Origin of the sequence: Streptomyces sp. NPDC048643 (assembly GCF_040650615.1) — a bacterium.
GTDB lineage: Bacteria > Actinomycetota > Actinomycetes > Streptomycetales > Streptomycetaceae > Streptomyces.
In genome coordinates, this window is sequence record NZ_JBEZHO010000028.1 from 21,136 (window position 1) to 45,978 (window position 24,843).

Below are 24,843 nucleotides of genomic sequence, written 5' to 3' on the forward strand. Positions count from 1 at the left end.
CGCCGTCTCCCGCACGGCCGCCCAGGGCGTTACACTGTTACACATGGCGCCTATTCGTCACAACCACTCGGACCGGTCGGACAGCGACCCTGTCCTCGACGCCGTACGCGACTGCGTGCTGGCTGTCGGGGTGCGGCGCACGACGCTGACGGACGTAGCCCGCCGCGCGGGCGTCTCCCGCATGACGCTCTACCGCCGCTGGCCCGACGTGCGGTCCCTGGTCGGCGATCTGATGACCCGTGAGTGGATCGACGTGGCGACCGGCGCCATGCCGGAGCCGCGGTCGGACGGGCGGACACGCACACTGATCGTCGACGGGCTGGTCGCGGGCATCGAGGCCTTCCGTGCCCACCCGCTCTTCCGGAAGATCATCGACGTCGACCCCGAACTCCTCCTGCCCTACGTACTGGACCGCCGCGGAGCCAGCCAGGAGGCCCTGCTCGGTCTCCTGGCCGACGCCCTGAAGGAAGGCCACGCCGACGGATCGGTGCGGCGCGCCCCGGTCGAACGGCAGGCCCGCGCGGTGCTCCTCGTGGTCCAGTCCTTCACCCTGTCCCTGCGGACCATGACGGACGAGGACGACCCCGAGCTGACCAGCGCCGCTTTCCTCGGCGAACTGCGCACCCTTCTGGAGAGGACCCTCACGCCATGAGCCCCGCAAGCAGCCCGTCCGGCCCGGCTGTCCCCGCTCCCGGATCGTCCCTCTCCGCCGCCCGCCGCCGTCGTGAGCTGGCCGAGACGGTCAACGGCGACGCGGTCGACGTCCTGGTCGTCGGACTCGGAGCCACCGGCGCCGGGGTCGCCCTCGACGCGGCGGCCCGCGGCCTCAGCGTGGTCGCCGTCGACGCCCACGACCTCGCCTTCGGCACCTCCCGCTGGAGTTCCAAGCTCATCCACGGCGGCCTGCGCTACCTGGCCTCCGCACAGTTCGACGTCGCCCACGAGAGCGCGGTCGAGCGCGGGGTCCTGATGGAACGCACCGCGCCCCACCTGGTGCGCGCCCAGCCCTTCGTGCTGCCCCTCACTCCGCTGGTGTCACGCGGTCAGGCTTCCCTGGCCTGGGCCGGTTTCCGGGCCGGCGACACCCTGCGGCTCGCGGCACGCACCGCCCGGGCCACGCTGCCCGCACCGCGCCGGCTCTCCGCCGTCGAGGCCCGCCACCTGGCGCCGTCCGTCCGCCCCGCGGGACTGCGCGGCGGACTGTTGTCCTGGGACGGCCGGGTCACCGACGACGCCCGCCTCGTCACCGCCCTCGCCCGCAGCGCCGCCGCCCACGGGGCACGCGTCCTCACCCGGGTGCGGGCCTTGGAGATCGGCGGGACCGGCGCCCGCGTCCGCGACGAACTCACCGGAGAACAGGGCGAGATCAGGGCTCGCGCCGTGATCAACGCGTCCGGCGTCTGGGCCGGCGAACTGGTCGAGGGCATCCGCATCCGCCCCTCGCGCGGAACCCATCTCGTCCTGCGCTCCGACCTGTTCGGGCCGCTCCCCGCCGGTCTGCACATCCCGATCCCCGGCGAGACCAACCGGTTCGTCCTCGTCCTGCCCCAGGACGACGGCCGGGTGTACGTCGGCCTGACCGACGAACCCGTCGACGGCGCCATACCGGATGTGCCGGAGGTCCCCGAGTCGGACATCGGCTTCCTGCTGGACGTCCTCGGCTCCGCCCTGGACACCCCGGTCAGGCGCCACGACGTCGTCGGCGCCTTCGCGGGACTGCGCCCCCTGCTCGACACCGCGCCGACGCGGTCGGGCGAGACCGCGCGCACGTCCGACATCTCGCGCCGCCACGCCGTGCTCACCTCGGACGACGGCGTCGTCACCGTGGTCGGCGGGAAGCTCACGACCTACCGGCGCATGGCACAGGACGCCGTCGACGCCGCCGTCGAGGCCCGCAGCCTCCGCGCCGGCCCCTCGACGACCGCATCACTGCCCCTCGTCGGGGCGGCGGCACCGCACCGCCTCGGCTCCCTGGCGGCCCCCGGCCACCTCATCCGCCGCTACGGCACCGAGGCCCCCGCCGTCCACGCCCTGGGCGCCCACGACCCCCGCCTGAACGAGCCCGTGGTGCCCGGCAACCCCGTCACCCACGCCGCACTGCTCTGGGCCGCCCGGCACGAGGGCGCCCTCGACGAGGCGGACCTGCTGGACCGCCGGACCCGCATCGGACTCGTGCCCCAGGACCGTGAAGCCGCAACGGCCGCTGCCCGAGAGGCACTTGAAGCAGCGGCGCAGCCGGCCTGACCCGCGGTCGAGACCCTCCCGCGGCGTTCCCTCATACCCGCCCGGAGGGTCGGTCAGCCGTCACTCCCCAATAGCCGACGCACGTCGGCTGGCCACCCGCGTACAGGACCGTGTCCCCGTGAGGCGTCCGCCGAGTGTCGGTCGGGCCCGCGGGGAGCGGGGCGGGGCTGCACGGTCGCCCACCATTGGCGGCACACCCCTCGCGTGTCGGGGCCGACACCGGTCGGCGGAGGGGGCCGTGTGCCGAGACTGACCGCATGCGTGAAGAATCCGGACCACCGCTGTCGGCCGATCACCGCGAACGGCAGCAGACCGTCGTGATGACCACCCTCACCGTCCTCGCGGGCGCGGTCGACGCCGTCAGCTTTCTGACCATGGGACACGTCTTCACCGCGCTGGCCACGGGCAACGTGCTGTTCCTGGCCTTCGCCGTCGCGGGCGAGGGACAGGTGACCGTCGGCCGCACCGCCTCCGCGCTGGCCGCCTTCGTCCTGGGCGCCGCCGCCGGGGCCCTGGTCACCACCGGTCTGGTCGCCCGGCGCCGGCACTGGTTCGCCGCCGCCCTCGCCATCGAAGGGGTGCTCCTCGCCCTCGCGGGCGCGACAGCCCTCTGGAGGCACGGTTCCGGCTCCCTCACCGACGACCCGGACTACCTGGTCATCGCCATCGTCGCCTTCGCCATGGGACTGCGCGCCGACACCGCGCTGCGCGCCGCCGTCCCCGGAATGCCCACCCAACTGGCCCAGATGTCCCTGGTCCGCCTCATCCACGGACTCGCCGGTGCCGTCCCCTCGACTCCGCTCCGGGGCACGATCCGCGTCCGGCTCCTCGCGACCGTCGTCGGCATCTTCGCGGGCGGCGTCCTCGGTGCCCTGATCACGCCCTGGGGGACGGGACACGCCCTGCTCGCCCTCGCGGCGGCCGTGCTCGTCGTCGCCGGGCTCAACGTGGTGCTCGCACGACAGGGCCTGCTCGCCCCGGAACTGGTCGGCTGACCATGGGTGCCGGACGGCCCACCTCGCGGCCGTGCACCGTGCACGGCCGCGAGGCGGGCCGCCGAGGCGACGCAAGGTGTCTCAGTCGTGCCAGGGACCCGTCACCGCGAAGGTCGTCCCGGGCGTGTAGCAGTTCACGAACATCGTCCTGCCGTCCGGGGAGAACGTGACGCCCGCGAACTCGCCCCACTCCGGTGACTCGGGAGTGCCGATGTTCTGGGCGCCGCGTGCCATGGCGTACACCTCCCCGCGCCGGGTCACCCCGAAGACGTGCTGCGCGCCGTTGCCGTCCTCGCAGACCATGAGGCCTCCGCTCGGCGCCAGACAGATGTTGTCGGGTGACTCACCGGGGAGCTGGACATCCGTGCCGGGGCCGAAGACGATCACAAGAGTGAGGCGTCGCGCCGCCGGATCGTAGCGCCAGATCTGCCCGTAGTGGTCGGCCGCCGAGCCCTCCGCGCTGTGGGCGAAGGACGACACGAAGTACACACAGGTCCCGCCCCAGTAGCAGCCCTCCAGCTTCTGCGCGTGCGTGATGCCCTTGGGCCCGAAGTCCTGCAGCCGGATGGGTGTTTGGGCGGCCAGCGGATCCGGTACGTCCACCCACTCGACGTCACGGAAGGTGGCACCGGTCTCCTGGATCGTGGAGAGGTCCGCCACGCCCGGGACGCGCATCGCCTGCAGTCGGCCTCCCGCACGCAGCGAACCGGTCCCGCCCTGCGGCCTGTTGGGCAGAAAACGGTAGAAGAGGCCGAACGGCTTGAGGAACGCGTCCTCGGTCTCGTACACCACGCCGCGCCGCGGATCGACGGCGATGGCCTCGTGCTGGAAGCGGCCCATCGCGGTGAGCGGTACGGCTCCCGTGCGGTGCGGGTCGGCCGGATCGACCTCGAAGATGAATCCGTGATCCTTGGTGTAGCCGTTCGTGCCGGCCTGGTCCTCGGTCTCCTCACAGGTCAACCAGGTGCCCCAGGGAGTGGGCCCACCGGCGCAGTTGACGGCCGTGCCGGCGATGGCGACACGCTCCGAGAGGACCTGTCCTCGCGCGTCCAGCGCCAGGGCCGTGCAGCCTCCCTTGCCCATGGGGTCGTACGTGAGGCCCTCGACTGTCGGGACCGGGATCTTCGCCGTGACACGGTTCTCGTGGTTGCGGACCAGGTGGACGCGGTCCCGGCTGCCTCGGGACCGCGAGGCGAAGGCGGCCATGCCGTCGTGGTTGCTGGGCACCAGGCCCTCGCCGGAGCGGAGTCGGTCACCCTCGCGGGAGAGCACGCGGTAGCGGAATCCCGCGGGGAGGTCGAGGAGCCCCGCGGGGTCGGGGATCAGCGGGCCGTAGCTCTTGTGGCCGAGGGGCTGCGCGGCGGCGGTGCCCGCGAACAGTTCGGTGAGGTTCCCGGCGAAGGCGAGGGCGCCGCCCAACGCGGCTGTGCGGGCCATCACCTGACGTCGTGTCGTGGAACGGCTGTCTTCCGGCATGGTGCGACCTTCCTGTTGGCGGACAGGACTGTGACCCCGCTGTGTGTAGCACGAGGCGCAGGCCGCCGGAACCACTCCGGCCCTCCGTGTCACTCGCTTCCCAGGAACACGGGGCGATCACATGGGGCACCGAGGCGTCGGCCCTGACGGTCGCTCCGCACGGCCTGGTCGCGTCGGCGGACGGCCGGAGGCCATCTCGTGGGGGACGCGCCGCGGCCCGGCCGGACAGAAGAGGTCCGGCCGGGCCGCGGTGCGTCGACGCCGGTCAGCCCAGTGCGAACTTCTGGGCGGCGGCTCCGTTGCAGTCCCAGATCTGCAGGCGGGTGCCGTTCGCCGTGGTGCCGTTGGGTGAGTCCAGGCAGCGGCCCGACTGCGGGTTGCGCAGCGATCCGTCCGTCTGTTGCTGCCAGACCTGACCGCCGGCCGCGTTGCAGTCCCAGAGTTCGACCTGGGTGCCGTTGGCGGTGCCGTTCCCGACGATGTCCAGGCAGCGGCCCAGCGTGTGCAGCCGGCCGTCCGAGCTGTGGAACCAGTGCTGGTCGACCGCGTACGACTGGCAGCCCCACAGTTGTACGGCCGTGCCGTTGGACCCGTTGTCGTCACCGGCCACGTCGGCGCAGGTGGCTCCCGGACCCACGACGGGCGCGCCCGCGTTGACGGTGAACCGCTGGGCGGCGGACCCGTTGCAGTCCCAGATCCGCAGCCGCGTGCCGTTGGCCGTGGAGCCGTCGGGTGAGTCCAGGCAGCGCCCGGACTGGGGGTTGAACAGGGAGCCGTCGGCGCGCTGCACCCACTTCTGGCCGCCCACCCCGTTGCAGTCCCAGAGTTCGACCTGGGCGCCGTTGGCGGTGCCGTTCCCGACGATGTCCAGGCAGCGGCCGATGGTCACGAGGGAGCCGTTGGCGAAGTGCGTCCAGTGCTGGTCCTCGGCGTACGTCTGGCAGTTCCACAGGGCGACGGCGGCGCCGTTCACCCCGGTGTCGTCCGCGGCGACGTCGACGCACTGGTTGCCCGGGCCCGTGATGGTTCCCTGCGGGCCGTTCGGCACATTGGTCTGGCCGGCGTAGCCGACGGAGACGATGTTCGCCTGCACGGCGTTCTCGGCGGCGTCGCTCGGATAGCCGGAGACCATCACGCCCTCGAAGAACGTCCCCATGTTCCAGTTGCTGTTGTCACCGCCGGTGCCCAGGATGATGCCGCCCTCCTGGTGCATCGGCCGATAGCCGCCCCGCGAGGGCAGGGCCCCGTCCCACCACGTGGTCAGGCCGCCCGACTGGGAGTTGCCGCCCTTCAGGGCGTACGTCGTCTGCCCGTTGTTCTTGAGGACGGCCGTCACGTACGCGCTGCTGTTGCCCTTGTTCGCGGTGTTGGACCCGTTGTCGCCCTGGAACATGCCGTTCTCCAGGTCGGCCTCGATCCACGGTCCGGAACCGCTGCACGGGGCGAAGTAGCAGGTGGTCGCGATGGACACGGCGTCCATGTGACCGTTGCCGGTGTCGGCCGGGGTCTCCTCCGCGTTGCCGTAGTCGAAGCAGCAGGCGGACCCGACGTGGGTGCCGCTCGCCACCATGTAGGCGCCCTCGGCCTGGCCGTTCACGGCGGTGCCGGACGCGGCGCCGTGCGAGCGGTAGCCGACGCCGGGGGAGATCCAGATGCCGTACACCTTGTGGCCGCCCGCGGTGACGGACAGTTCGCTCGCGTCGGCGCCCCGGTCGGCGCCCATCCCGGCGGTGCCCGCCGGACCCGGGAACAGGTCGTTGTGGCGGGACGTCTGGTCGTACACCTTCGAGATGCTGCACGTGGTGGAGGCGCAGAAGGTGTCCTGCTGACCGGCGTTGGCGTAGCCGCCCGCCGACAGCAGCCCGATGTCGGCGGTGGCACCGTCGGAGGCGCGGGTGACCTGGTAGAGCGGGCCGTTGTACGCGGAGAACAGGGCCCGGGTCGTGCTGTGTGCCGCGACGCAGGGAGTGCCCGCCCCGGCGTAGATGTCGCAGGGCTGTGATCCCGCGGCCTGGGCGACGCCGGGAAGGCCGACGATCACGGTGACCAGGAGACCGATGGCGGCGGCGACGGACATCAGGGCCCGGCGCAGTCGAGACGTCGGCGAGGCCGCCGACCAGGGGAAGAGACGCGAGAGGGCAGATCTTTTTCTGCGCATATGTGCTCCCAGGTGGAGGATGGAGCTACAACTCGCCCTCGGGGCAGCGGAGTTCGGGCTGCCTGACGACTGGGTCGGAAGTTACGCGCGCTGGTCGATTGCGTCAATATTTGTTGCTTTTCTTTTTGGTCGACCTTTTCTCGGTGTCTGAACCTGTGGTTTTACGGGGCGGTCGGCCCGTCGACCGGTTTCCGGGCATGCCGGAGGGAGTGGCGGCGGACAGCTCGGTGGTGGTCGTCCGGGGAGGAGAAGCGGGGGAGTGGTCACCCGAGGGAACGGGGGCGTGTTCACCCCTTTCCACTCTCAACGTATAGCGCACGGGGGGCCTTGCGGTAAGGCCCCCCACCTGCGGCACAATCCTCCACCGAAGCCGGAACGTGTCGGTTTGAGTGCTCGGTCGGATATGCAACTCATTGTCGGAGTCAGAGGTGTGCGCGAATTTGATGACGGACGTGATCGTGGTCGGTGCCGGGCCGACCGGCCTCATGCTGGCCGCGGAGCTGCGACTGCACGACGTGGGGGTGGTCGTGCTCGAGAGGCTGACCGCGCCGACCAGGGAGTCCCGTGGACGCGGGCTGCACGCCCGCAGCGTCGAGGTGATGGACCAGCGCGGACTGCTGGACCGGTTCCTCGCGGTCAGTGAGAGGTTCCAGGCCGGTGGGCTCTTCGGCGGCATCGCGAAGCCGTGGCCGGAGCGGCTGGACACCGCCCACCCCTACGGTCTGTCCACCCTGCAACCGGTCACCGAGCGGCTGCTCCACGAAAGGGCCCTCGAACTCGGCGCGGAGATCCGGCGCGGCAGTGACGTGGTCGGACTGAGCCAGGACTCGGACCGCGTGACCGTCGATCTGGTGGACGGCACGCGGCTGCGCTCGCGCTACCTGGTCGGGTGCGACGGCGGCCGGAGCGTCGTGCGCAAGCTTCTCGGCGTCGGCTTCCCCGGCGAGCCCGCGACGGTCGAGACGCTCCTCGGTGACATGGAGATGGCCGAGGACCCGGCGACGGTCGCCGCCGTCGTCACCGAAGTCCGCAGGACCCAGCTGAGGTTCGGCACCATCCCCAACGGCGACGGCACGTTCCGCGTCGTCGTGCCCGCCGCGGGCGTGTCCGACCGCGCCACGGCGCCGACCCTGGAGGAGTTCAAGGAACGGCTGCGGGCCGTCGCGGGCACCGACTTCGGTGTGCACTCGCCGGTCTGGCTGTCCCGGTTCGGCGACGCGACCCGGCAGGCGGAGCGCTATCGGGTCGGCCGGGTGATGCTGGCCGGCGACGCCGCGCACATCCACCCGCCGACCGGCGGACAGGGGCTCAACCTCGGCGTCCAGGACGCGTTCAACCTCGGCTGGAAGCTGGCCGCCACCGTCGACGGCTGGGCGCCCGAAGGACTGCTCGACAGCTACCACGACGAACGGCACCCGGTGGGAGCGCGCGTGCTGGACAACACCCGCGCCCAGATCACCCTCCTCGGCACGGACGCCGGCGCGACGGCGCTGCGGGCCCTGTTCGACCGGCTGATGGACTTCGAGGAGGTCAACCGGTACGTGACCGGGATGATCACCGCCGTCGACGTCCGGTACGACTTCGGAGAGGGGCACGCGCTGCTCGGCCGGCGGATGAAGGACCTGGAACTGAAGCGGGGGCGTCTCTACTCCCTGACGCACGACGGGCGCGGCCTGCTGCTCGACCAGACCGGCCGTCTCTCCGTGGAGGGTTGGGCGGACCGCGTCGACCACGTCGTCGACGTCAGTGAGGAACTGGACGTGCCCGCCGTGCTGTTGCGGCCGGACGGCCATGTGGCATGGGCGGGTGAGGACCAGCGGGACCTGGTCGACCACCTGCCCAAGTGGTTCGGCGCGGCCGCCGGTTGAGCGGACCCGCCGCGTTCAGTGCCGGACGCGGACCACGAGCTTGCCGGTGGCGCGGTCGTGCTCCATGTCGTCGTGGGCCCGCGCCACCTCCTCCAGTCCGTCGTAGACGCGGTCCACCGGGAAGGCCAGCCGGCCGGCCGCGACCGCGTCGAGGATCTCCTGGAACGCCTCCCGCGGCAGGTCCGCGGCATCGCCGAAGTAGCCCGACAGACGTACCCCCTTCGGCAGGTACTCGTTCGGGGAGAAGTCCCGCACCGTCCACTGGTTCGAGAGGCTGCCACCGAAGCAGCCCGTCCCGTGCACGCGCACCGCCCGCAGCGTGTCGGGCAGGGTAGGCGTGCCGACGAGATCGAGGGCCGCGTCGACACCGTCCGGGTACAGCCCGCGCACCGCCGGCGCGACCTCGCCGGTGTCCAGAAGGGGATGGTCGACGCCGTGCTCCTTCAGCAGGGCAAGACGGTCGGAGCGCCGGGTCGTGGACAGCACGGTGGCGCCCCGCCAGCCGGCCAGCGCGGCGGCCGCCAGGCCGACCGACGAGGTGCCGCCGCGGATCAGCACGGACTGGCCGGGCCGCAGATCCAGCCCGACGGTCAGCGAGCCGTACGCGGTCTGCACCATCTCCGGCAGTGCGCCCAGCACCTCCCACGGCAGATCGGTGTCGACGGGGATGACCTGGGACAGCGGCACCGACGTGTACTCGGCGTAGCCGCCGTCGTAGGTGCGCCCCATGTCGCCCATCATCGCGACGACCTTCTGGCCCGGCACCAGCCCGCAGCCGTCCGGAGCGGAGTCGACGGTGCCCACGGCCTCGATACCCGGTACGCGGGGAAAACTGACCCCCACGCTCACGCCCAGCCGAAGCTTCAGCTCCGAGCGGTTGAGCCCGAACGCCTCGACCCGGATCCGCACCCAGCCGTCCCGCTCGGGAGGGAGCGGCAGGGTGGTGAGGCGCAGGTTGTCCACGGGACCGGGGCCGGTGAGTCGGACGGCGCGCATCGTGGTCGGCGAGTACGTCATGGGCCTGGCCTTCTTCCCGGAGGCAGGAGAGTCGGACGGCGGTGGTCAACACCCGGCGACGGCGACTTCATTCCCGACCCGCTACGAGATCCGGCCCGTTGGGGCGCACCCCGCCGCGGGCCTCGCCGACCGCCCGGAGCCGACGGGTCGACAGGAGGCTCCCGCGAGGCGGCGGTCAGTCCCTCTCGGGCACCCGCAGCACCAGCAGGGCGGTGTCGTCGCTCGCCCAGTTGCCGCTGTGCTCGGCGAGCAGCGAACCGAGGCGGGCGATGATGCCCTGCGCGTCGAGGTCGTGACAGTCGGCCAGGGCCGCGGCCAGCGCGTCCTCCCCGAACATCGGGCGCGCGCGCGGGGCCGCGGTGCGGCGGGCGCGGGCGTCGGTGGCGCCGTCGGTGTAGAGCAGCAGGGCGTCGCCGGGACCCAGGCGGAACCGCACGTCGGCCAAAGCGACATGGGGCAGGACACCGAGCAGGCTGCCGTGCCGGCCGATCTCCTGCACGCGTCCGTTCGCCCGGCGGATCAGGGCCGGGGGATGGCCGGCGGTGCAGAGCCGGCCGGAGAGGCCGCCCGGCGTGAGGCGGAAGGTGGCGTACACGGCGGTCAGGAAGCGTTCGCCCTTGCGCTGTTCGATGAGCGCCGAGTTCAGATGCTCGAAGACGGTGGCCGGCGACAGGTGCCGGCTCGCCTCGGCGCGCAGGGTGTAGCGGGCGAGGGCGGTGACCTTCGCTGCCTCGACGCCCTTGCCGCACACGTCGCCCATCACCGTGGACCACCAGGGCCCCTTCGTGTGGAAGAGGTCGAAGAAGTCACCGATCACGGTCGTGCCGCCGGCGGCGGGTAGGTAGGACGCCGCCGCCTCCAGCCCGGGCACCTGCTGGAGGGTCGGGGGCAGCAGGCTGTCCTGCAGGCTGCGGGCGAGCGTGTTGGACTGCTCCAGCGCTTCCTGGGCGGTGGCGAGGGCGTCCTGCACGGTCGCCAGCGAGGTGCGCATGTTGATCTCGTTGCTCACCGCGCGGGCCATGGTCGCGAGCGAACTGAGCTCCGAGGGCCGCCAGACGTGCGGACTGTCGTCGATCACGCACAGGCTGCCCAGCACGTGCCCGCCCGGCCCGAGGATGGGGTAACCCGCCCAGGCGCCGATCTTCATCGGGACGACCGCCGGATGATCGCGGGTGCGTGGATCCGACGCGGCGTCCTCGACGACGAACGGGTCCCCGGCCAGCCCGACGAGGAAGTAGCAGAAGCTGTCCCGCACCGAACTCTGCCGCTCGTCCACGCGTTGGGCCGGCACGCCGACGCAGGACTTCCAGAAGGAGCGGTGGTCGTCGACGAGCGTGATGAAGGCCCGTCCGCAGCCGGTCACCGCGCCGGCGAGCCGCGCGAGGTCCTCGAAGGCCTCCTCGGGACCGGTGCCCAGCAGGCCGGTCGCCTGCACCGCGGCGAGCCGCCTCGGATCGGACAACGCCGCCGGCAGACCGTCGGGGCGCAGCCCCGCGGCGAATTCGACATCCTGCATCCGGCGTTCCCCTGTCCCCCCGCGCCCGTGTCCCACAAGCGCGATGACGGCGATCGGACCGCCGGGCGCCAAGACATTTGACGCACGGCAACAGTATCGCTCCGCGCACACCGCTATCGGCCCCCCGCCCGAAGAAGCGGAAGCTGTGGCCGTCCCGAGATGTGGGCCCGCCGACGGAGCCCGCGATCGGGAGTCCGCCTGGCTCCGAACGAGTGGACTCGGCGGCACCCGGACCGGGCGGTGCCTCCACCCACGGGCCGGATGGTGACGCTTGCCCCCACAGCTCTCACCCCTGAACTGGAAGAGGTGCCCCGACATGCGACGTACCCCCTCCCGCCGACTCGTCGCCGCAACAGTGCTCGCGGCGTCGGCGCTGGCCCCCATGGCGGTGGTGCCCGCCACGGCGGCGCCCCGCACCGTGGCCGTCGACCGGCCGGACGGCGTCGACTGCCCGCAGGGCGGTCTCGGCCGGAAGACGAACGCCCGGCTGGACAAGGCCATCGCGGACGTCCGCAAGCAGGCCTCCATCCCCGGCGTCGTCGTCGGGGTGTGGATGCCCGGCAAGGGCTGCTACGTCCGCGCGACCGGCGTCGCCGACACCGCCACGCGCAAGCCGATGAGGACCGACTTCTACTCGCGGATCGGCAGCGAGACGAAGACCTTCACGGTCACCGCGCTGCTCAAGCTCGTCGACGACCACCGCATCGGCCTGGACGACCCGATCTCCAAGTACGTACGGGGCGTTCCGAACGGCCGTCACATCACCCTGCGCCAACTCGCCGAGATGCGCAGCGGCCTGTTCCCCTACACCGCCGACGCGGACTTCATCCACACCCTGCTCAGCGACCCGAACCGTTCGTTCACCCCGCGCCAGGTGCTCGCGTACGGCTTCAAGCACAAGAACACCTTCGCGCCCGGCACACAGTTCCAGTACTCCAACACCAACCTGATCCTGCTCGGGCTCGTGATCGAGAAGGTCGCCCGCACCAGCGCCGTCGACTTCATCGACAAGCAGGTGCTCCACCCGTCCCACCTGCACCACACGCTGCTCCCGAGCAACGCCTGGTTCCCCAAGCCCCACGCGCAGGGCTACACCAACCAGACGCTGAACGGCGAGGTGACCAACTCCACGAACTGGAACCCCAGTTGGGGCTGGACCGCCGGGGCGATGATCTCGAACCTGCACGACCTGCGGCGCTGGGCGAAGATCGTCGCCACCGGCGAGCTGCTCAGCCCGAAGACCCAGGCGCAGCGGCTGAAGACGCTGCCGACCGGTTTCCCGGGCCTGAGCTACGGCCTCGGCATCTTCAACGCCAACGGCTGGATCGGGCACAACGGTTCCATCCCCGGCTACGAGAGCGTGACCGTCTACCTGCCCTCGCAGAAGGCCACCCTGGTCATCCTGATCAACACCGACATCACCTACCAGGGCCAGGAGCCGTCCACCCTGCTCGCCCGGGCCGTCACGAGCGTCATCACCCCGAAGAACGTCTACGACGGTTCGGTCGCACTGAAGCCGCTGTCCCCGCAGAGCCGGTGACGCGGACGAGCCCAGGCCGGCCCGCGCACCCCGCGCGGCCGGCCCCGGCTCGGGATCGCGCACCAGGCGGGTGAGTTCGACCCGGAACTGCCCATGTCGGGCGGACGGCCCACAGCCGCTCCGCCCGACAGGGGCAGTCGTCCGTGCGGACGCCGGGAGCGGCCGTCGAACCGGTCTCCATCAATCGATTGATTGAGACGTCCCGGCCGCGTAGTCTCCCCGCCATGCCCGAGTCGCCACCCGCCTCACCGGCCGCCGCGCAGGCGCCCTCCGACGCCAGCCGCGAACGCATCATCGCCGCCGCCACCGCACTCTTCGCCGACCACGGATACGACGGCACCAGCACCCGGCGGATCGCCGCGGAGGCCGGCCTGAACATGGCCACCGTCGCCTACCACGTCGGCGGAAAGCCGGACCTGTACCGCGAGGTCATGCTGCGCGCCCACCTCGCCGAACAACGGGTGCTGGCGGACGCGCTGCGGACCTTCCGCACGCTCGCGCCCACCGATCCGGCCGCGGCCGTCACCGGACTCGTCGATCGTTACCTGGACTTCTGCCTCGACCAGCCGCACATCCCCGCCCTGTGGATGCGCCGCTGGCTGGCGGACGCCGCCGAGTTCGCCGACCTGGAGGCGTCCTACGCGCGCCCCCTCATCGACTCGGTCCGCGAGACGGTGGCCGAGGCGCTGGCCGCGCTGCCGGGCGGGCCCGCCGTGCCCGCCGACGTCGAGATGACCGTATGGACCGTGCTCTGGACCACGCACGGATTCTGCCGCTCCGCCGTCCGCGCCGAGGTCCCGCGCTTCCGCGCCCACCTACGCGGTCTCGTCCTGCGCGATCTGGCCCTCGACACCCCGGCACCGAGCGACCGGGAGCACGGATGACGACCACCGCGCTCCCGGCGGCCGCCACCGGCGAGCTCACCCGGCGACGCCTCTTCGTCTACGGCCTCGGCTCGGTCGGCACCGGCCTGTTCGCCACCGTCCCCGGACTGCTGCTGCTCTACTTCATGACCGACGCACTCGGCGTTCCCGCCGGAGTCGCCGGCCTGGTCGTCGCGCTGCCCAAGGCGTGGGACGCCGTCTTCAACCCCCTCGTCGGAGCGGCGAGCGACCGGGAAGCCGTCCGCACCGGAAGACGGACCCGGCTCCTCGTCGCCGGCGCACTCGCCCTTCCCGCGGCCTTCGCCGCGATGTTCCTGTCACCGACGACCGGCGGCGGCGCGGCGATCTGGGTCGCCGTCACCTTCGTCCTGGCCGCCAGCGCCTTCGCCCTGTTCCAGGTGCCCTACGTCGCCCTGCCCACCGAGATGTCCTCCGTCCCGGCGGCCCGCACCCGGATCATGGTGTGGCGGATCGTGTTCCTGACCCTGGGCATTCTGATAGCCGGCGGCGCCGCCCCCGTCCTGGTCGGCGCCGCCGGCGGCGGCCGGACCGGCTACGCCGTGATGGCGCTGACCGTGGGCCTGGTCATCACGGCCGTCCTGCTCGTTCCCGCCCTCGGGACCCGCTGGGTGCGCTCACACCCCGGACCCGAACCCCTCGGCCTGATCGCGGCGTTCCGCACCGCACGCGGAAACCGCGCCTTCTTCGCGCTGCTGGCCTCGTTCGTCCTCCAGGCCGCCGCCGTCGCGATCATGCTGGCCGCCGCACCGTACGTCGCCACCTACCGGCTCGGCGGCTACGGCCTCACCTCGGTGCTCTTCGTCTGCCTGGTCGCGCCGAGCGCCGTCGCAGTCCCCCTGTGGGCCAAGGCCGCCGGGCGCTGGGGCCGACTGCGCTGCCTCACGGTCGCCACCTGCGGCTACGCCCTCGGCGCGGCAGCCCTCCTGCCGGCCGCCGGCAGCGGAAGCGGCACCGTGGCGGTCGCCACGACACTCGCACTGTGCGCGCTGCTCGGCATCTGCTACGCGGCCCTCCAGGTCCTGCCGCTCGCCCTGCTGCCCGACACCGTGCACGCCGACAGCGCCAGGACCGGCCAGGTGCAGTCCGGCGCGTTCACCGGGCTCTGGACGGCCGGAGAGACCTTCGGCCTGGCCGCCGGACCCGGCGCCTATTCGATCGCCCTCGCCGCCACCGGCTTCGTCTCCTCCACCCTGGACCACCCGGTCGCCCAGACCGCCACCGCACGGACCGGCATCCTGCTCGGCTTCAGCCTGGTCCCCGCCCTGCTCATGCTGCTCTCCCTGCCGGCCCTGCGCGCCTACGGCCGCCGTCGCGCCCCGCAAGAAACGGAAACCCCCTGATGACGACTCCTCAGCAGGCCGCCACCACCCCGCGGTCCGCCCACCCCGGCCTGCCCGCGACGGGTCGCCCCGGTGCCGACCTCCTCGCCGAACTCGCCGTCCTCACCGCCGCCGACCTGCCCACCCGCGGCGGCCACACCACCGCGTACGTCTACGACAGCGGGCGCCCCGAGGTCCGCGACACCGCCGAGCAGGCCTACGTGGCGATGATGGAGGTCAACGGCCTCGACCCGACGGCGTTCCCGAGCATCGTCGCCCTGGAACGCCAGGTGGTCGGCGCGACGGCCTCCCGTCTCGGCGGCGACGACACCACCCCGGGGATCTTCACCAGCGGCGGCACCGAGTCGATCATGCTGGCCGTGAAAGCCGCACGGGACGCCCGCCCCGACATCCTCGCCCCGGAGATCGTCGTCCCCGTCACCGCCCACGCCGCCTTCCACAAGGCGGGCAGCTACCTGCGGGTCGCCGTACGCAGCGCATCCGTCGACCCGTCGACGTACCGGGCCGACCCCACGGCAACTGCCGCCCTGTGCAACGAGAACACCGTCCTCGTCGTCGCCTCAGCGCCGTCCTACGCCCACGGCGTCATCGACCCGGTCACCGAGATAGCCGCCGACGCCGCCGCCCGGGGCATCCCCTGTCACGTCGACGCGTGCGTCGGCGGCTGGCTGCTGCCCTGGCTCGCGGACGCCGGTGCGGCGATCCCCGCCTTCGACCTGTCCGTCCCGGGCGTCACCTCGCTCTCGTGCGACCTGCACAAGTTCGGCTACGCGCCCAAGGGGGCCTCGGTCCTGCTGTTCCGCGACGAGGCGATGCGCCTGGGCGCCTACTACGCCTGCGCCACCTGGCCCGGCTACACGGTCGTCAACTCCACCATCCAGAGCAGCAAGGGGGCGGGACCGCTCGCCGGAGCCTGGGCCACACTGCAGTCGCTCGGCGTCGACGGCTACCGCGAACTCGGCCGCGCCGCCCTCTCCGCGACCCGCCGGCTGATCGCCGGAGTCGAGGCCATCGACGGCCTCACCGTCCTCGGCACGCCGGACGCCACCCTCGTCGCGATCGGCACCGACCCGGCCGCCGACGCCCCGCTCGACCTGTTCGCCCTCGCCGACGAGACCCGTGCCCGGGGCTACTTCCTGCAGCCCCAACTCAGCCTCGACGGCCTCCCCGCCAACCTGCACCTGACCCTCACCGGAGTCAGCGAGAACGGTGTCGACGGGCTCCTCGCCGTCCTGCGCGAGTGCGTCGACGTCGTCCGTCCCCTCGGCCCCCCGACACCTCCCGCCGACATCGTCGACCTGCTCCGGCAGGTGGATCTGACCGAACTGGACAACGCGTCCTTCGCGGCGCTCCTGCCCGCCGCCGGCGTCGACCTCACGGGCAACGACTCGGCCCGCATGGCCCCCGTCAACCGTCTCCTGGACGCTCTTCCGCCGGCCACCCGCGAGGTGATCGTCACCCGCTTCCTGTCCGCGCTGTACAGCCCGTACCTGGGCGGGTGAACGCAACTCGGGCCGCGCCGACCGGGGTCGGTCGCAGCCGGGGTGGACGCGGGAGCGCGAGGTGACCGGTCAGCGGGCGATGCGCTGCTTCCGCCCGCCGCGGCGGAAGCGCATCGCACCGTAGACGAGCGCGGCGACCAGCACGACGCACCCGACGACCAGCAGATAGAACAGGCCGTGGACGGCCACGCCGATGATGCCCAGCACGACGGCTACGAGGATCAGGAAAAGGAACAGGCTCATCGGGTCTCCAGGCGGCTTCGGCGGTTCACCGACGGGCGAGGCGCCGCTCGCCCGTCGCGCCCGGTGTGTAGTCGAGCTTGTAGTGCGCGAAGACTCCCGGCTCGTCCTCGGCGGGCAGTACGCCGTCCGTGTCGATCGAGGGAGCACTCTTCACCAGGTTCTTGTCGTGAACGACCTTCAGATACCCGGGGCCGACGGTCGCGCCGTCGAGCGGAACGAACACCAGACGGCGGCGTGTGGGCATGCCCACCGTCACCGTGGCGAAGGACGGATCATCGGTCGCCGTGTCCACATAGACCGACTCCAGCATGCCGATCTTGTGGCCACCGGAATCCACCACGTCGTGGCCACGCCATTCGCGGATGTCACCTGCCTCGAACATCTTGAACCTCCACAGTCGGAGTACCCCCGATCGTAGGCCTGATGCCCTTGCGTCGCCTCTGTACTCCTGCCGGTACGCAGGTGCTGACGTGCTGGGACGTCCGGCGGGCCGGTATCCCCGGTCGGTACGGCCGGGGACGGGTCGCCGGGGCGGAGTCGCGTGCGGTTCACCGGGGCGGTTCTCCGGTTGCGCGGGGCGCCGGGCCATGCATCGAGCGGTACGGGAACGGTCTGGCGGGCGGGTCGTTCAGAACGGTCTCGCCCGGTGGTCGTCGGCCGCCGCGGCATCGCTCAGGACGCGACCACGGCGGCCATTCCGTAGTCCAGCTCCGAGCCGTCGACCAGGACGCCCTCCACGACGCGTGTACGGGGGTCGATCTCGGCGACGAAGCCCTCTCCCGCGTAACGGGGATAGCCCGTCTCGCCCATCTCACCGGTCGCCTCGACGACCGCCGAACGCACGGCGGCCTCTTCGGGGGCTGTACCACCCCCGTCCGCCAAATGCTCGGGGACCAGCAGGATCGTGAAGCTCTGCGGTTCGGTAGTCATCGGACCTCCTTCGTGGAAACCCCGGGCGTCAGCCCGGGGATGAAGCGAAGCTCCTGCGGAGCTGGGGCGGGGAGAGCTGGTCAGCTCCTGTCGGTCGGGACTGTGTTGTCAGTGGCGGCCGCTAGCTTGCTCGCATGTACCTGCAGTATTCCTTTCGGATTGAGCCGACGCAGGGGCAGCGTGTCGCGTTGGCCCGTACGTTCGGCTGTGTCCGGGTGGTCTACAACGATGCGCTTGCCGTCCGGAAGGCCGCCTTTCAGGCGGACAAGTCCCGTATCCCGGTCGGTGCCCTGGCGAAGCAGGTGATCACGGAGGCGAAGAAGACTCCCGAGCGGGCGTGGCTGGGGGAGGTGTCGGTGGACGCGTTGCAGTCCTCGCTGCGCGATCTCGACACCGCGTACAGCAACTTCTTCGCTTCGGTGATGGGCAAGCGGCGCGGGCGCCGTGTGGGGTTGCCCCGGTTCAAGTCGAAGAAGGACAACCGGCATACGGCCCGCTTCTCCAGGAACGGCTTCCGCCTGCGGCCCAATGGCCGGCTGAACCTGGCGAAGATCGGAGACGTCCGCGTCCGCTGGTCCAGGACGTTGCCGTCCGCCCCGTCGTCGGTGACCGTGATCAAGGACGCCTGCGGTCGGTACTTCGCCTCGTTCGTCGTCGAAATCGAACCCGGCACCGACACCTTGCCGCCGTCCGATTCCGAGGTCGGCATCGACCTGGGGTTGACCACCTATGCGGTCCTGTCCGACGGCAGGACGATCGAAAACCCCCGCTTCCTGCGCCGGGCAGAGCGCAGACTGCGCAAGGCGCAGCAGGTCCTCAGCCGGAAGGCGAAGGGGTCCAAGAACCGGGCCAAGGCCCGCATCAAGGTCGCGCGGGCGCATGCCCGGGTGGCCGATGCGCGCCGGGACTGGTGCCACCAGACGGCTTCGAGGCTGGTCCGCGACAACCAAGCGGTCTACCTCGAAGACCTGGCGGTCTCCGGTCTCGCACGCACCCGCCTGGCCAAGTCCGTCCACGACGCCGCATGGGGTACGTTCCGCCGCGTGCTGGAGGAAAAGGCCGCACGGTACGGGCGGCATGTCGGCGTCGTGTCGCGGTGGCTTCCCTCCTCCCAGACCTGTCATGTGTGCTGGGTCGTGGACGGGAAGAAGCCGCTGCACGTGCGCACTTGGCGGTGCGGATCGTGCGGTACTGAACATGATCGTGACCTCAATGCGTCGCGAGTGATCCTCGCCGCCGGGCAGGCGGAGAGGCTAAACGCCCCTGGAGGGCCGGTCAGACCCGGTGTGGCAATCCCACACCAGGCACGGCCCGTCGAACGGGGAACCCACCCGAAGGCCAAGCCGGCCACCACCGGCAGCCAGACGGGAACCCCCACCCATTGGGGCAGGGAGGATGCCAAGTGACGGTATTCAAGTTCATTCCCGGCACCGGCCGTGGGAGAGGCGCACGGCAGATACCTGCCTGGAGTCCGGTGTCCTCCCGTGCCCGGGCCGCTCCTCATGGCGTCGGGGCGGTCGCGGCCCGCGCGCTCTTCGCCCGCCGGCTCTCGTAGTACGTCGGCCAGATCGTGACCGCCACGAGCAGCCAGACCACGGTCACCGTCGCCAGGCGCGCGCCGAAGGTGGCGACCAGCAGGGGCAGCACGGTGCACGGCAGCGCGACGGTCAGCAGCCAGCGGCGCTCCCGGGCCGCGTGCCGCAGCGAGGCGAGCCCACTGAGCAGGAAGTACCCGGCCAGCGACGTGCACAGCAGCCATCGCGTGCTGGTGGGAAGGGAGTGCAGATGCTCGACCGCCGCACCCAGACCGGCCGCCAGGGCGGCCAGACAACCGGACACGAAGCAGTGCAGCGGTAGTGCCGCCCGGGCGGGCAACGACCGCGCGGTCAGGTGCGGCACCCCCGCGTAGCCGTGCCGGAAGGACAACGACCACAGAGCGACCAGGAGGAAGAAGCCGGCGACGGCGAAGGCGTAGAGCTTCCTGGTCCACTCGGCTTCGGAGGCGGCGTCGATCATCTGTGCCACCCCCTCGCCGAGCACGATGATCACGAACAGGCCGAGCCGTTCGCTCAGGTGGTCGGACTGCGCCGCGGCGAGCGACACGGGCCCGTCGTCGCGGCGCGGGGCGTGGTTCTCGTCCCGGCGGCGCGAGCGCCGGGTCTCCCGGCGCCGGTGGGCCTCGCGGCTCTGCACGATGTCCCGCGCGGAGACGCTGAAGGTGACGTACAGGTCGAGGGCGATGCCCAGCGCCCACAGCCAGTACCGGGCTGGCTCGTGCACCCACAGCGAGACGATCCACGGGATGACGCCGAGCGACATCTGGGCGGCGGGCCAGTCGACGAGGATCTCGCGGCGGAACTCCCACGCCCGGTTGGCCAGGAGCCGGATGAGGACGTACGCGAGGGCGAAGGCCCTGGCCTGTCCGTGGTCACCGTCGTGGACGCCGGACACCGCGGCCGCCATCACGGCCATGCCGAACATGGCGGCCAACACCGTGCGGGCATGGGTGCCTTCCCCGGCCACGTTCCCGTAGAGGGTGAAGCAGATCCACGCGGTCCACAGCGCCAGGAACAGCAGGGCGTACATGCCGAGGTCCGGCAGACCCGGTTCGCCGTGCAGCAGGTGCGCGATCTGGGCCACGCCCGCCACGGCGACGAGGTCGAAGAACAACTCCAACCAACTGGCGTGCCGTTCGGCCTCGGGCTCCGGCCGGGCGGTCGATACCTCGTCCACAACGCTCCCTGCGCTCTCACGACAACGTCCGGTCGGCCGGATGGAGTACACCGCGTCCGCGCGCACGCCCGCCCCGGCGGGCCCAGCGTGCCGAGGGGAACCCAACCCTAGCCAGGCCGCACCGCGCGCGGTCCCTCCGGGCGGACGTGGCGCCGACGCCCGCTTCGGGAACTTCCGCCGCGCGGTGCCGGCGTCGGCGGGGCAGCCTGCCGGGGGCGGCTATACCGTGGGAGGCCCGGCGGCTCCCGCCGCACCGCTCTCGGACGTGCGCGGACCCGCCCCGGCGTCGTACGACGGCACACGCCGCGGTGAACGGAGGAGCCATGCCCGCCGATCGCGGCCACACCTCCGCCGCCGCGCTGGACCGGAGGGCCCAGTACCTGCTGACCGCGGCCGCCGGCTGCGTCAACGCCGTGGGGTTCCTGGTTCTCGGCGGCGTGTTCACCAGTGTCATGACCGCCAACCTCGCCCTGCTCGGGCTGGGCCTCGGCGGCGGACATCCCGGAACGGCCCGCCTCGCGGCGCTGGCGATCGTCGCCTACGTGGTGGGTGTGGTGCTCGGCAGCAAGGCGGCGGTGGGGTTCGGGCGGCGGCGTCACCGGACCGGGGGAGTGAGGGCCGCCCTCATGGCCGAGTGCGTCCTGTTGTGGGGGGTGTGGATCCTCTGGCTCGGTGTGGGCGGCGAGCCGGGAGCGGCGCAACGGGCGGCGCTGCTGGCGGCCAGTTCGCTGGCCATGGGATGCCAGAACGGCGGCGTCCGGATCGTGACCGGCGGCGCCGAGACGACGGCGTACATGACCGGGGCGATCACCGGTCTGGTCGCGGAGGCCGTGCAGCGCAGGACGTTCGACCGGCACGTCGCCCTGATCGTCGCCCTCATTCCCGTCGGCGCGGCCCTCGGCGGCCTGACCGTCCACTGGGCCCGTCTAGGAGCCCCGGCGGTTCCCGCCGTGCTGGTGACGACGTCTCTGATGGTCGTGGTGCGTGCCGCCTCGGGGAAGAAGCTCGGTTCCGGCCGCTGAGGCCGTCGGAAACGGGCCGCTCAGGATCGGGATCAATCGAATCCGGCACCCCGAGGTGTCGTCCTCTGCCGATCTTCCGGCCTTGTTTGATCCGGGATGCGCTTCTTTAGCGCTTTCGCGTGCTGGTGGCAAGCTTCGATCACCCGAAGGTGTGGTGACGGACCGCAGATAGAGTGACGATCCTCGAAAGGCGTAGTGTCATATGCCTGTTGCTCACGGCAAGGGGGCAACTCGCAGGCGCGGGGCCAGGGGAGAGGACGGCATCACGAGATGGCGAGCACCGACTGGAGCGACCGAGGGCTGTGCCGCAAGGCCGACCCTGACGAGCTGTTCGTCGAGGGTGCGGCGCAGAACCGCGCCAAAGCCTTGTGCAGCGGCTGTCCTGTTCTCACCGAGTGCCTTTCCTACGCGCTGGACCAGCGCATCGAGCACGGCGTGTGGGGCGGCATGACCGAACGCGAACGCCGGGCGCTGCTCCGGCGCCGCCCCACGGTCACCTCATGGCGCCGCCTCCTGGAGACGGCGCGGGTGGAACACGAGCGGACAGGGCGGGACGTCGCGCTCGCGGGCTCCAGGGCGAGTTGAGGTCCGCGCCCCTCCGCGCGGAGACCACCCAGGCGGGGCCCTGATGCCCGCACGGTGCGTGGCCGTCTCCCGTGCGGGACGCCCGGCGCCGGCCCCGCTGTCGGAGCGGCACCGGCACCCGGTGGTCAGACGCGGCTCATGACCCGCCGCGCTCGTAGGGGATCTTCTCCCCGGCGTCGATCGCCAGCGGCAGCCGGTTCTCCGCCGGGGGCAGCGGGCAGGTGGCCAGGTCGGTGTAGGCGCAGGGCAGGTTCGTGGCCCGGTTGAAGTCCAGGGCGACGGTGCCGTCCTCGGCCGGGGGCTCCAGGGCGAGGGCGCGGTTCGCGGCGTAGGTGGTGACGCCCGAGGTGGCGTCGGTGAACAGCACCAGCAGACTGCCGGCCCCGTGGCCGGGGAACGCCGTGAGCGCCAACTCCTGCCCGTCCAGCTCGAACCTGATCCTTCCGGGCGCGTCGTAGACGTGCTCGAGGCCCTCGACCGCGGCCCCCACCGTCGTCGGACGGGGTGTGTCGAAGGGCTCGTAGCGCCCGGTCACCGTCCAGCGCGGATGCGGCGCGTAGGCGGGCGTGCCGGTGAACGCCGCCCGCAGGGGTGTGTCGGGGTGCCGGGGGCGGATGATGTCGTGCCCGCCGCGCTTGGCCACCTCGATCACCGCGTCGCCCCAGACGGCGTTGACGCTGCTGCGCTCCGGCAGCACCCCGAAGTGGTGTTCGCCCCGGACGGTCGCGTCCCCGAGCACGAGTTCCTCGCCCTCGTCGAGGACCACCGTCACTCCGTCGGCGCCGGTCCGCCAGGTGCCGGGAGCGTCGGGGAAGCGCTGCGGCTCCTCGCTGAGCCAGTGCAGGCCGGTGATCGCCAGAAAACCGTGGGGATCCGCGAGCCGCGCCTCCTGACTCCTGTGCCACTCCTGCCAGGCCTCGGTGAAGGCGTGGAGGTCTGCCGGACTGTCCTGCACGGTCATGTTCGCTCCTTGATCAGGTCGACGGAATCGCCCGCGGGCGGGGCTTGTTCGACGACGGAGGGGGCGGCTTGGGCGGCGGGGAAGGAATGACGGCCGCCGGGGATCGCGGCCAGCAGCTCGCGGGTGTAGTCGTGCCGGGGGGCGGTGAACAGCTCGTCGGTGGTGCCGGTCTCGACGATACGGCCGGCCCGCATGACGGCGACCTGGTGCGCGATCTGCCGTACGACGGCCAGGTCGTGCGAGATGAAGAGGTACGCCACCGAGGTGTCGGCCTGCAGTTCCGCGAGCAGGTCGAGGACCTGGGCCTGGACGGACACGTCGAGCGCGGACACCGGCTCGTCGCACACGACCAGGTCGGGCGAGAGGGCGAGCGCGCGGGCGATCGCCACGCGCTGGCGCTGCCCGCCGGACAGCTCCGCCGGACGGCGGCCGAGCATCGAGGCGGGGAGGGCGACCCGGTCGAGCAGGTCGCGCGCCCGGGCCAGGCGGGAGGCACGATCGCCCACCTTGAAGGCACGCAGCGGCTCGGTGATCACTTCGCCGACGGAGAACCGGGGATCCAGGGAGGCGTACGGGTTCTGGTAGACGAGCTGGGCTCGCCTGCGCAGTTGCCTGGCGTGCGAACCGCGGGCGGTGGTGACATCCTCGCCGTCGAACAGGACCCGCCCGTCGGTCGGATCGGTCAGCCGGAGCGCCACGCGGGCGGTGGTGGACTTCCCGGAGCCGGACTCGCCGACCAGGGCCAGCGTGCGGCCTCGATGGAGGGTGAGGCTGACGTCGTCGACCGCGCGCAGGGTGCGCGCCGACCCGGCGGTCGCGGGCAGCCGGAACTCCTTCACGATGTTGCGGAGTTCGAGCAAGGGTGTGTCGTGCGGGCCCGCGGTCGGGGTGGACTCGGTGACCAAGGCGCGGGGGCGGGCGGTGTTCAGGCTGGGGGCACCGGCCAACAGGTGCCTGGTGTAGGCGTGTTGCGGGTTCTCCAGTACGTCGGAGGTGCGGCCGGCCTCGACGACGCGGCCCTGGGACATGACGACGATCCGCCGCGCCCGGTCGGCGGCGACACCCAGGTCGTGCGTCACCAGCAGGACCGCGGTGTCCGACTCCTGCGCGAGGTGCTCCAGATGGTCGAGGATGACGCGTTGCACGGTGACGTCCAGGGCGCTGGTCGGCTCGTCGGCGATGATCAGCCGGGGCCTTCCCGCGATGGCGATGGCGATCAGGGCGCGTTGCCGCATCCCGCCGGACAGTTCGTGCGGGTACTGCCGGGCGCGGGTGGCCGCGTCGGGCATCCCGGCACGCTCCAGGACGCCGACCGCCTCCGACGCGGCGGAGCGTCGTGACGCCAGGCCGTGGATGCGCAGCACCTCCGCGACCTGCTCGCCGATGCGCTTGACCGGGTTCAGGGACACCGTCGGATCCTGGGGCACCAGCCCGATGCTCGTCCCGCGTACGGCCCGTAGTTCGCGCTCCGAGAGCGCGGCGAGGTTGTCGTGGCGGCCGAAGCGGATCGTCCCGGCGTCGATGCTCCCGTTCGCCGCCAGTAGCCGGGTGACCGCGTGCGCCGTCGTGCTCTTTCCCGAGCCCGACTCCCCGACGACCGCCGTCACCTGGCCCGGCCACACGTCGAGATCGACCCCGCTCACCGCTCGTACGGTGCCTCCGCGGGTTCGGTACGACACCGACAGGCCCCGCACCTGGAGCAGGGGGGTGCCTTCGGCCTCCGCTTCGTCGGCCGGCCGTTCCCTTGTCCGGGCCGCGTCGGTCGGGGGCGTGTTCGTCACGGCAGTTCTCGTCTCGGCGTCGTTTGT

At 71.9% G+C, this 24,843-nt stretch carries 21 protein-coding genes; 11 read left to right on the plus strand and 10 right to left on the minus strand.

Annotation, left to right across the window (positions count from 1 at the left end; translation table 11 throughout):
* Positions 1–43 precede the first annotated feature (43 nt).
* From AB0C62_RS25395 to AB0C62_RS25405, 3 genes are all read left to right on the plus strand, one after another.
* Positions 44–652, plus strand: a complete 609-nt coding sequence (locus AB0C62_RS25395; protein WP_362976762.1) for a helix-turn-helix domain-containing protein — start codon at positions 44–46, stop codon at positions 650–652.
* Positions 649–2,244, plus strand: coding sequence for a glycerol-3-phosphate dehydrogenase/oxidase (locus AB0C62_RS25400; protein ID WP_362976764.1), 1,596 nt, complete (start codon positions 649–651; stop codon positions 2,242–2,244). The genes AB0C62_RS25395 and AB0C62_RS25400 overlap by 4 nt, the downstream gene beginning before the upstream one ends.
* 257 nt (positions 2,245–2,501) lie before the next feature.
* Positions 2,502–3,239, plus strand: coding sequence for a YoaK family protein (locus tag AB0C62_RS25405; protein WP_362976766.1), 738 nt, complete (start codon positions 2,502–2,504; stop codon positions 3,237–3,239).
* 81 nt (positions 3,240–3,320) lie between these two features.
* On the opposite strand, the gene AB0C62_RS25410 is transcribed toward AB0C62_RS25405, so the two are convergent.
* Both AB0C62_RS25410 and AB0C62_RS25415 read right to left on the minus strand, forming a co-directional pair.
* Positions 3,321–4,715: a PhoX family protein gene (locus AB0C62_RS25410; protein WP_362976768.1), complete on the minus strand. Its 1,395-nt coding sequence runs from the start codon at positions 4,713–4,715 to the stop codon at positions 3,321–3,323.
* A gap of 265 nt (positions 4,716–4,980) precedes the next feature.
* The gene (locus tag AB0C62_RS25415; protein WP_362976908.1) at positions 4,981–6,792 is read right to left on the minus strand and encodes an arabinofuranosidase catalytic domain-containing protein; all 1,812 of its coding nucleotides are present in this window, start codon (positions 6,790–6,792) and stop codon (positions 4,981–4,983) included.
* A gap of 524 nt (positions 6,793–7,316) precedes the next feature.
* On the opposite strand from AB0C62_RS25415, the gene rox reads away from it, so the two are divergent.
* On the plus strand, positions 7,317–8,741 hold the full coding sequence (rox, locus tag AB0C62_RS25420) for a rifampin monooxygenase (protein WP_362976770.1): 1,425 nt from the start codon (positions 7,317–7,319) through the stop codon (positions 8,739–8,741).
* Between the two features lie 15 nt (positions 8,742–8,756).
* Here rox and AB0C62_RS25425 read toward each other — a convergent pair whose 3' ends face one another.
* Both AB0C62_RS25425 and AB0C62_RS25430 read right to left on the minus strand, forming a co-directional pair.
* A complete protein-coding gene (locus AB0C62_RS25425) occupies positions 8,757–9,758 on the minus strand; it encodes a zinc-binding dehydrogenase (RefSeq protein WP_362976772.1) in 1,002 nt (333 codons plus the stop codon).
* A gap of 175 nt (positions 9,759–9,933) precedes the next feature.
* Positions 9,934–11,274, minus strand: coding sequence for a GAF domain-containing SpoIIE family protein phosphatase (locus AB0C62_RS25430; protein WP_362976774.1), 1,341 nt, complete (start codon positions 11,272–11,274; stop codon positions 9,934–9,936).
* Between the two features lie 316 nt (positions 11,275–11,590).
* On the opposite strand from AB0C62_RS25430, the gene AB0C62_RS25435 reads away from it, so the two are divergent.
* The 4 genes from AB0C62_RS25435 to AB0C62_RS25450 all read left to right on the plus strand — a co-directional run bounded on the left by AB0C62_RS25435 (position 11,591) and on the right by AB0C62_RS25450 (position 16,561).
* Entirely contained in the window at positions 11,591–12,814 is a 1,224-nt protein-coding gene (locus tag AB0C62_RS25435; protein WP_362976776.1) for a serine hydrolase domain-containing protein, read from the plus strand.
* A 224-nt stretch (positions 12,815–13,038) separates the two neighbouring features.
* Complete coding sequence (locus AB0C62_RS25440; RefSeq protein ID WP_362976778.1) at positions 13,039–13,698, plus strand: TetR/AcrR family transcriptional regulator; 660 nt, start codon at positions 13,039–13,041, stop codon at positions 13,696–13,698.
* The gene (locus AB0C62_RS25445; RefSeq protein ID WP_362976780.1) at positions 13,695–15,059 is read left to right on the plus strand and encodes an MFS transporter; all 1,365 of its coding nucleotides are present in this window, start codon (positions 13,695–13,697) and stop codon (positions 15,057–15,059) included. Before AB0C62_RS25440 ends, AB0C62_RS25445 begins: the two co-directional genes overlap by 4 nt.
* The gene (locus AB0C62_RS25450) at positions 15,059–16,561 is read left to right on the plus strand and encodes an aspartate aminotransferase family protein (RefSeq protein WP_362976782.1); all 1,503 of its coding nucleotides are present in this window, start codon (positions 15,059–15,061) and stop codon (positions 16,559–16,561) included. Before AB0C62_RS25445 ends, AB0C62_RS25450 begins: the two co-directional genes overlap by 1 nt.
* Before the next feature lie 69 nt (positions 16,562–16,630).
* Here AB0C62_RS25450 and AB0C62_RS25455 read toward each other — a convergent pair whose 3' ends face one another.
* The 3 genes from AB0C62_RS25455 to AB0C62_RS25465 all read right to left on the minus strand — a co-directional run bounded on the left by AB0C62_RS25455 (position 16,631) and on the right by AB0C62_RS25465 (position 17,734).
* On the minus strand, positions 16,631–16,804 hold the full coding sequence (locus AB0C62_RS25455; protein WP_362976784.1) for an HIG1 domain-containing protein: 174 nt from the start codon (positions 16,802–16,804) through the stop codon (positions 16,631–16,633).
* Between the two features lie 25 nt (positions 16,805–16,829).
* Entirely contained in the window at positions 16,830–17,186 is a 357-nt protein-coding gene (locus AB0C62_RS25460; protein ID WP_362976786.1) for a PRC-barrel domain-containing protein, read from the minus strand.
* Between the two features lie 290 nt (positions 17,187–17,476).
* Positions 17,477–17,734, minus strand: coding sequence for a hypothetical protein (locus AB0C62_RS25465; RefSeq protein ID WP_362976788.1), 258 nt, complete (start codon positions 17,732–17,734; stop codon positions 17,477–17,479).
* 134 nt (positions 17,735–17,868) lie between these two features.
* Here AB0C62_RS25465 and AB0C62_RS25470 point away from each other — a divergent pair, with 134 nt between their 5' ends.
* Positions 17,869–19,140, plus strand: a complete 1,272-nt coding sequence (locus AB0C62_RS25470) for a transposase (RefSeq protein ID WP_362976790.1) — start codon at positions 17,869–17,871, stop codon at positions 19,138–19,140.
* A 94-nt stretch (positions 19,141–19,234) separates the two neighbouring features.
* Here the strand turns inward: AB0C62_RS25470 and AB0C62_RS25475 are convergent, their stop codons facing one another.
* Positions 19,235–20,467 (minus strand): low temperature requirement protein A, encoded by a 1,233-nt coding sequence (locus AB0C62_RS25475; protein ID WP_362976792.1) that lies wholly within the window; start codon positions 20,465–20,467, stop codon positions 19,235–19,237.
* Positions 20,468–20,790: 323 nt separating this feature from the next.
* Here AB0C62_RS25475 and AB0C62_RS25480 point away from each other — a divergent pair, with 323 nt between their 5' ends.
* Both AB0C62_RS25480 and AB0C62_RS25485 read left to right on the plus strand, forming a co-directional pair.
* Complete coding sequence (locus tag AB0C62_RS25480) at positions 20,791–21,489, plus strand: YoaK family protein (RefSeq protein WP_362976794.1); 699 nt, start codon at positions 20,791–20,793, stop codon at positions 21,487–21,489.
* Between the two features lie 270 nt (positions 21,490–21,759).
* Positions 21,760–22,074 (plus strand): WhiB family transcriptional regulator, encoded by a 315-nt coding sequence (locus AB0C62_RS25485; protein ID WP_362976796.1) that lies wholly within the window; start codon positions 21,760–21,762, stop codon positions 22,072–22,074.
* 136 nt (positions 22,075–22,210) lie between these two features.
* Here the strand turns inward: AB0C62_RS25485 and AB0C62_RS25490 are convergent, their stop codons facing one another.
* Together AB0C62_RS25490 and AB0C62_RS25495 are read right to left on the minus strand one after the other, a co-directional pair.
* Positions 22,211–23,035, minus strand: coding sequence for a DUF1684 domain-containing protein (locus AB0C62_RS25490; protein WP_362976798.1), 825 nt, complete (start codon positions 23,033–23,035; stop codon positions 22,211–22,213).
* Positions 23,032–24,738 carry an ABC transporter ATP-binding protein gene (locus AB0C62_RS25495; RefSeq protein WP_362976910.1) on the minus strand — a complete coding sequence of 569 codons (1,707 nt, stop codon included), beginning with the start codon at positions 24,736–24,738 and terminating at the stop codon, positions 23,032–23,034. The genes AB0C62_RS25490 and AB0C62_RS25495 overlap by 4 nt, the downstream gene beginning before the upstream one ends.
* Positions 24,739–24,843: the final 105 nt, after the last annotated feature.

Coding starts and splice junctions, on each gene's coding strand:
- AB0C62_RS25395 (WP_362976762.1), top strand. CDS start 44: ATGGCGCCTATTCGTCACAACCACTCGGACCGGTCGGACAGCGACCCT.
- AB0C62_RS25400 (WP_362976764.1), top strand. CDS start 649: ATGAGCCCCGCAAGCAGCCCGTCCGGCCCGGCTGTCCCCGCTCCCGGA.
- AB0C62_RS25405 (WP_362976766.1), top strand. CDS start 2,502: ATGCGTGAAGAATCCGGACCACCGCTGTCGGCCGATCACCGCGAACGG.
- AB0C62_RS25410 (WP_362976768.1), bottom strand. CDS start 4,715: ATGCCGGAAGACAGCCGTTCCACGACACGACGTCAGGTGATGGCCCGC.
- AB0C62_RS25415 (WP_362976908.1), bottom strand. CDS start 6,792: ATGTCCGTCGCCGCCGCCATCGGTCTCCTGGTCACCGTGATCGTCGGC.
- rox (WP_362976770.1), top strand. CDS start 7,317: ATGACGGACGTGATCGTGGTCGGTGCCGGGCCGACCGGCCTCATGCTG.
- AB0C62_RS25425 (WP_362976772.1), bottom strand. CDS start 9,758: ATGACGTACTCGCCGACCACGATGCGCGCCGTCCGACTCACCGGCCCC.
- AB0C62_RS25430 (WP_362976774.1), bottom strand. CDS start 11,274: ATGCAGGATGTCGAATTCGCCGCGGGGCTGCGCCCCGACGGTCTGCCG.
- AB0C62_RS25435 (WP_362976776.1), top strand. CDS start 11,591: ATGCGACGTACCCCCTCCCGCCGACTCGTCGCCGCAACAGTGCTCGCG.
- AB0C62_RS25440 (WP_362976778.1), top strand. CDS start 13,039: ATGCCCGAGTCGCCACCCGCCTCACCGGCCGCCGCGCAGGCGCCCTCC.
- AB0C62_RS25445 (WP_362976780.1), top strand. CDS start 13,695: ATGACGACCACCGCGCTCCCGGCGGCCGCCACCGGCGAGCTCACCCGG.
- AB0C62_RS25450 (WP_362976782.1), top strand. CDS start 15,059: ATGACGACTCCTCAGCAGGCCGCCACCACCCCGCGGTCCGCCCACCCC.
- AB0C62_RS25455 (WP_362976784.1), bottom strand. CDS start 16,804: ATGAGCCTGTTCCTTTTCCTGATCCTCGTAGCCGTCGTGCTGGGCATC.
- AB0C62_RS25460 (WP_362976786.1), bottom strand. CDS start 17,186: ATGTTCGAGGCAGGTGACATCCGCGAATGGCGTGGCCACGACGTGGTG.
- AB0C62_RS25465 (WP_362976788.1), bottom strand. CDS start 17,734: ATGACTACCGAACCGCAGAGCTTCACGATCCTGCTGGTCCCCGAGCAT.
- AB0C62_RS25470 (WP_362976790.1), top strand. CDS start 17,869: ATGTACCTGCAGTATTCCTTTCGGATTGAGCCGACGCAGGGGCAGCGT.
- AB0C62_RS25480 (WP_362976794.1), top strand. CDS start 20,791: ATGCCCGCCGATCGCGGCCACACCTCCGCCGCCGCGCTGGACCGGAGG.
- AB0C62_RS25485 (WP_362976796.1), top strand. CDS start 21,760: ATGGCGAGCACCGACTGGAGCGACCGAGGGCTGTGCCGCAAGGCCGAC.
- AB0C62_RS25490 (WP_362976798.1), bottom strand. CDS start 23,035: ATGACCGTGCAGGACAGTCCGGCAGACCTCCACGCCTTCACCGAGGCC.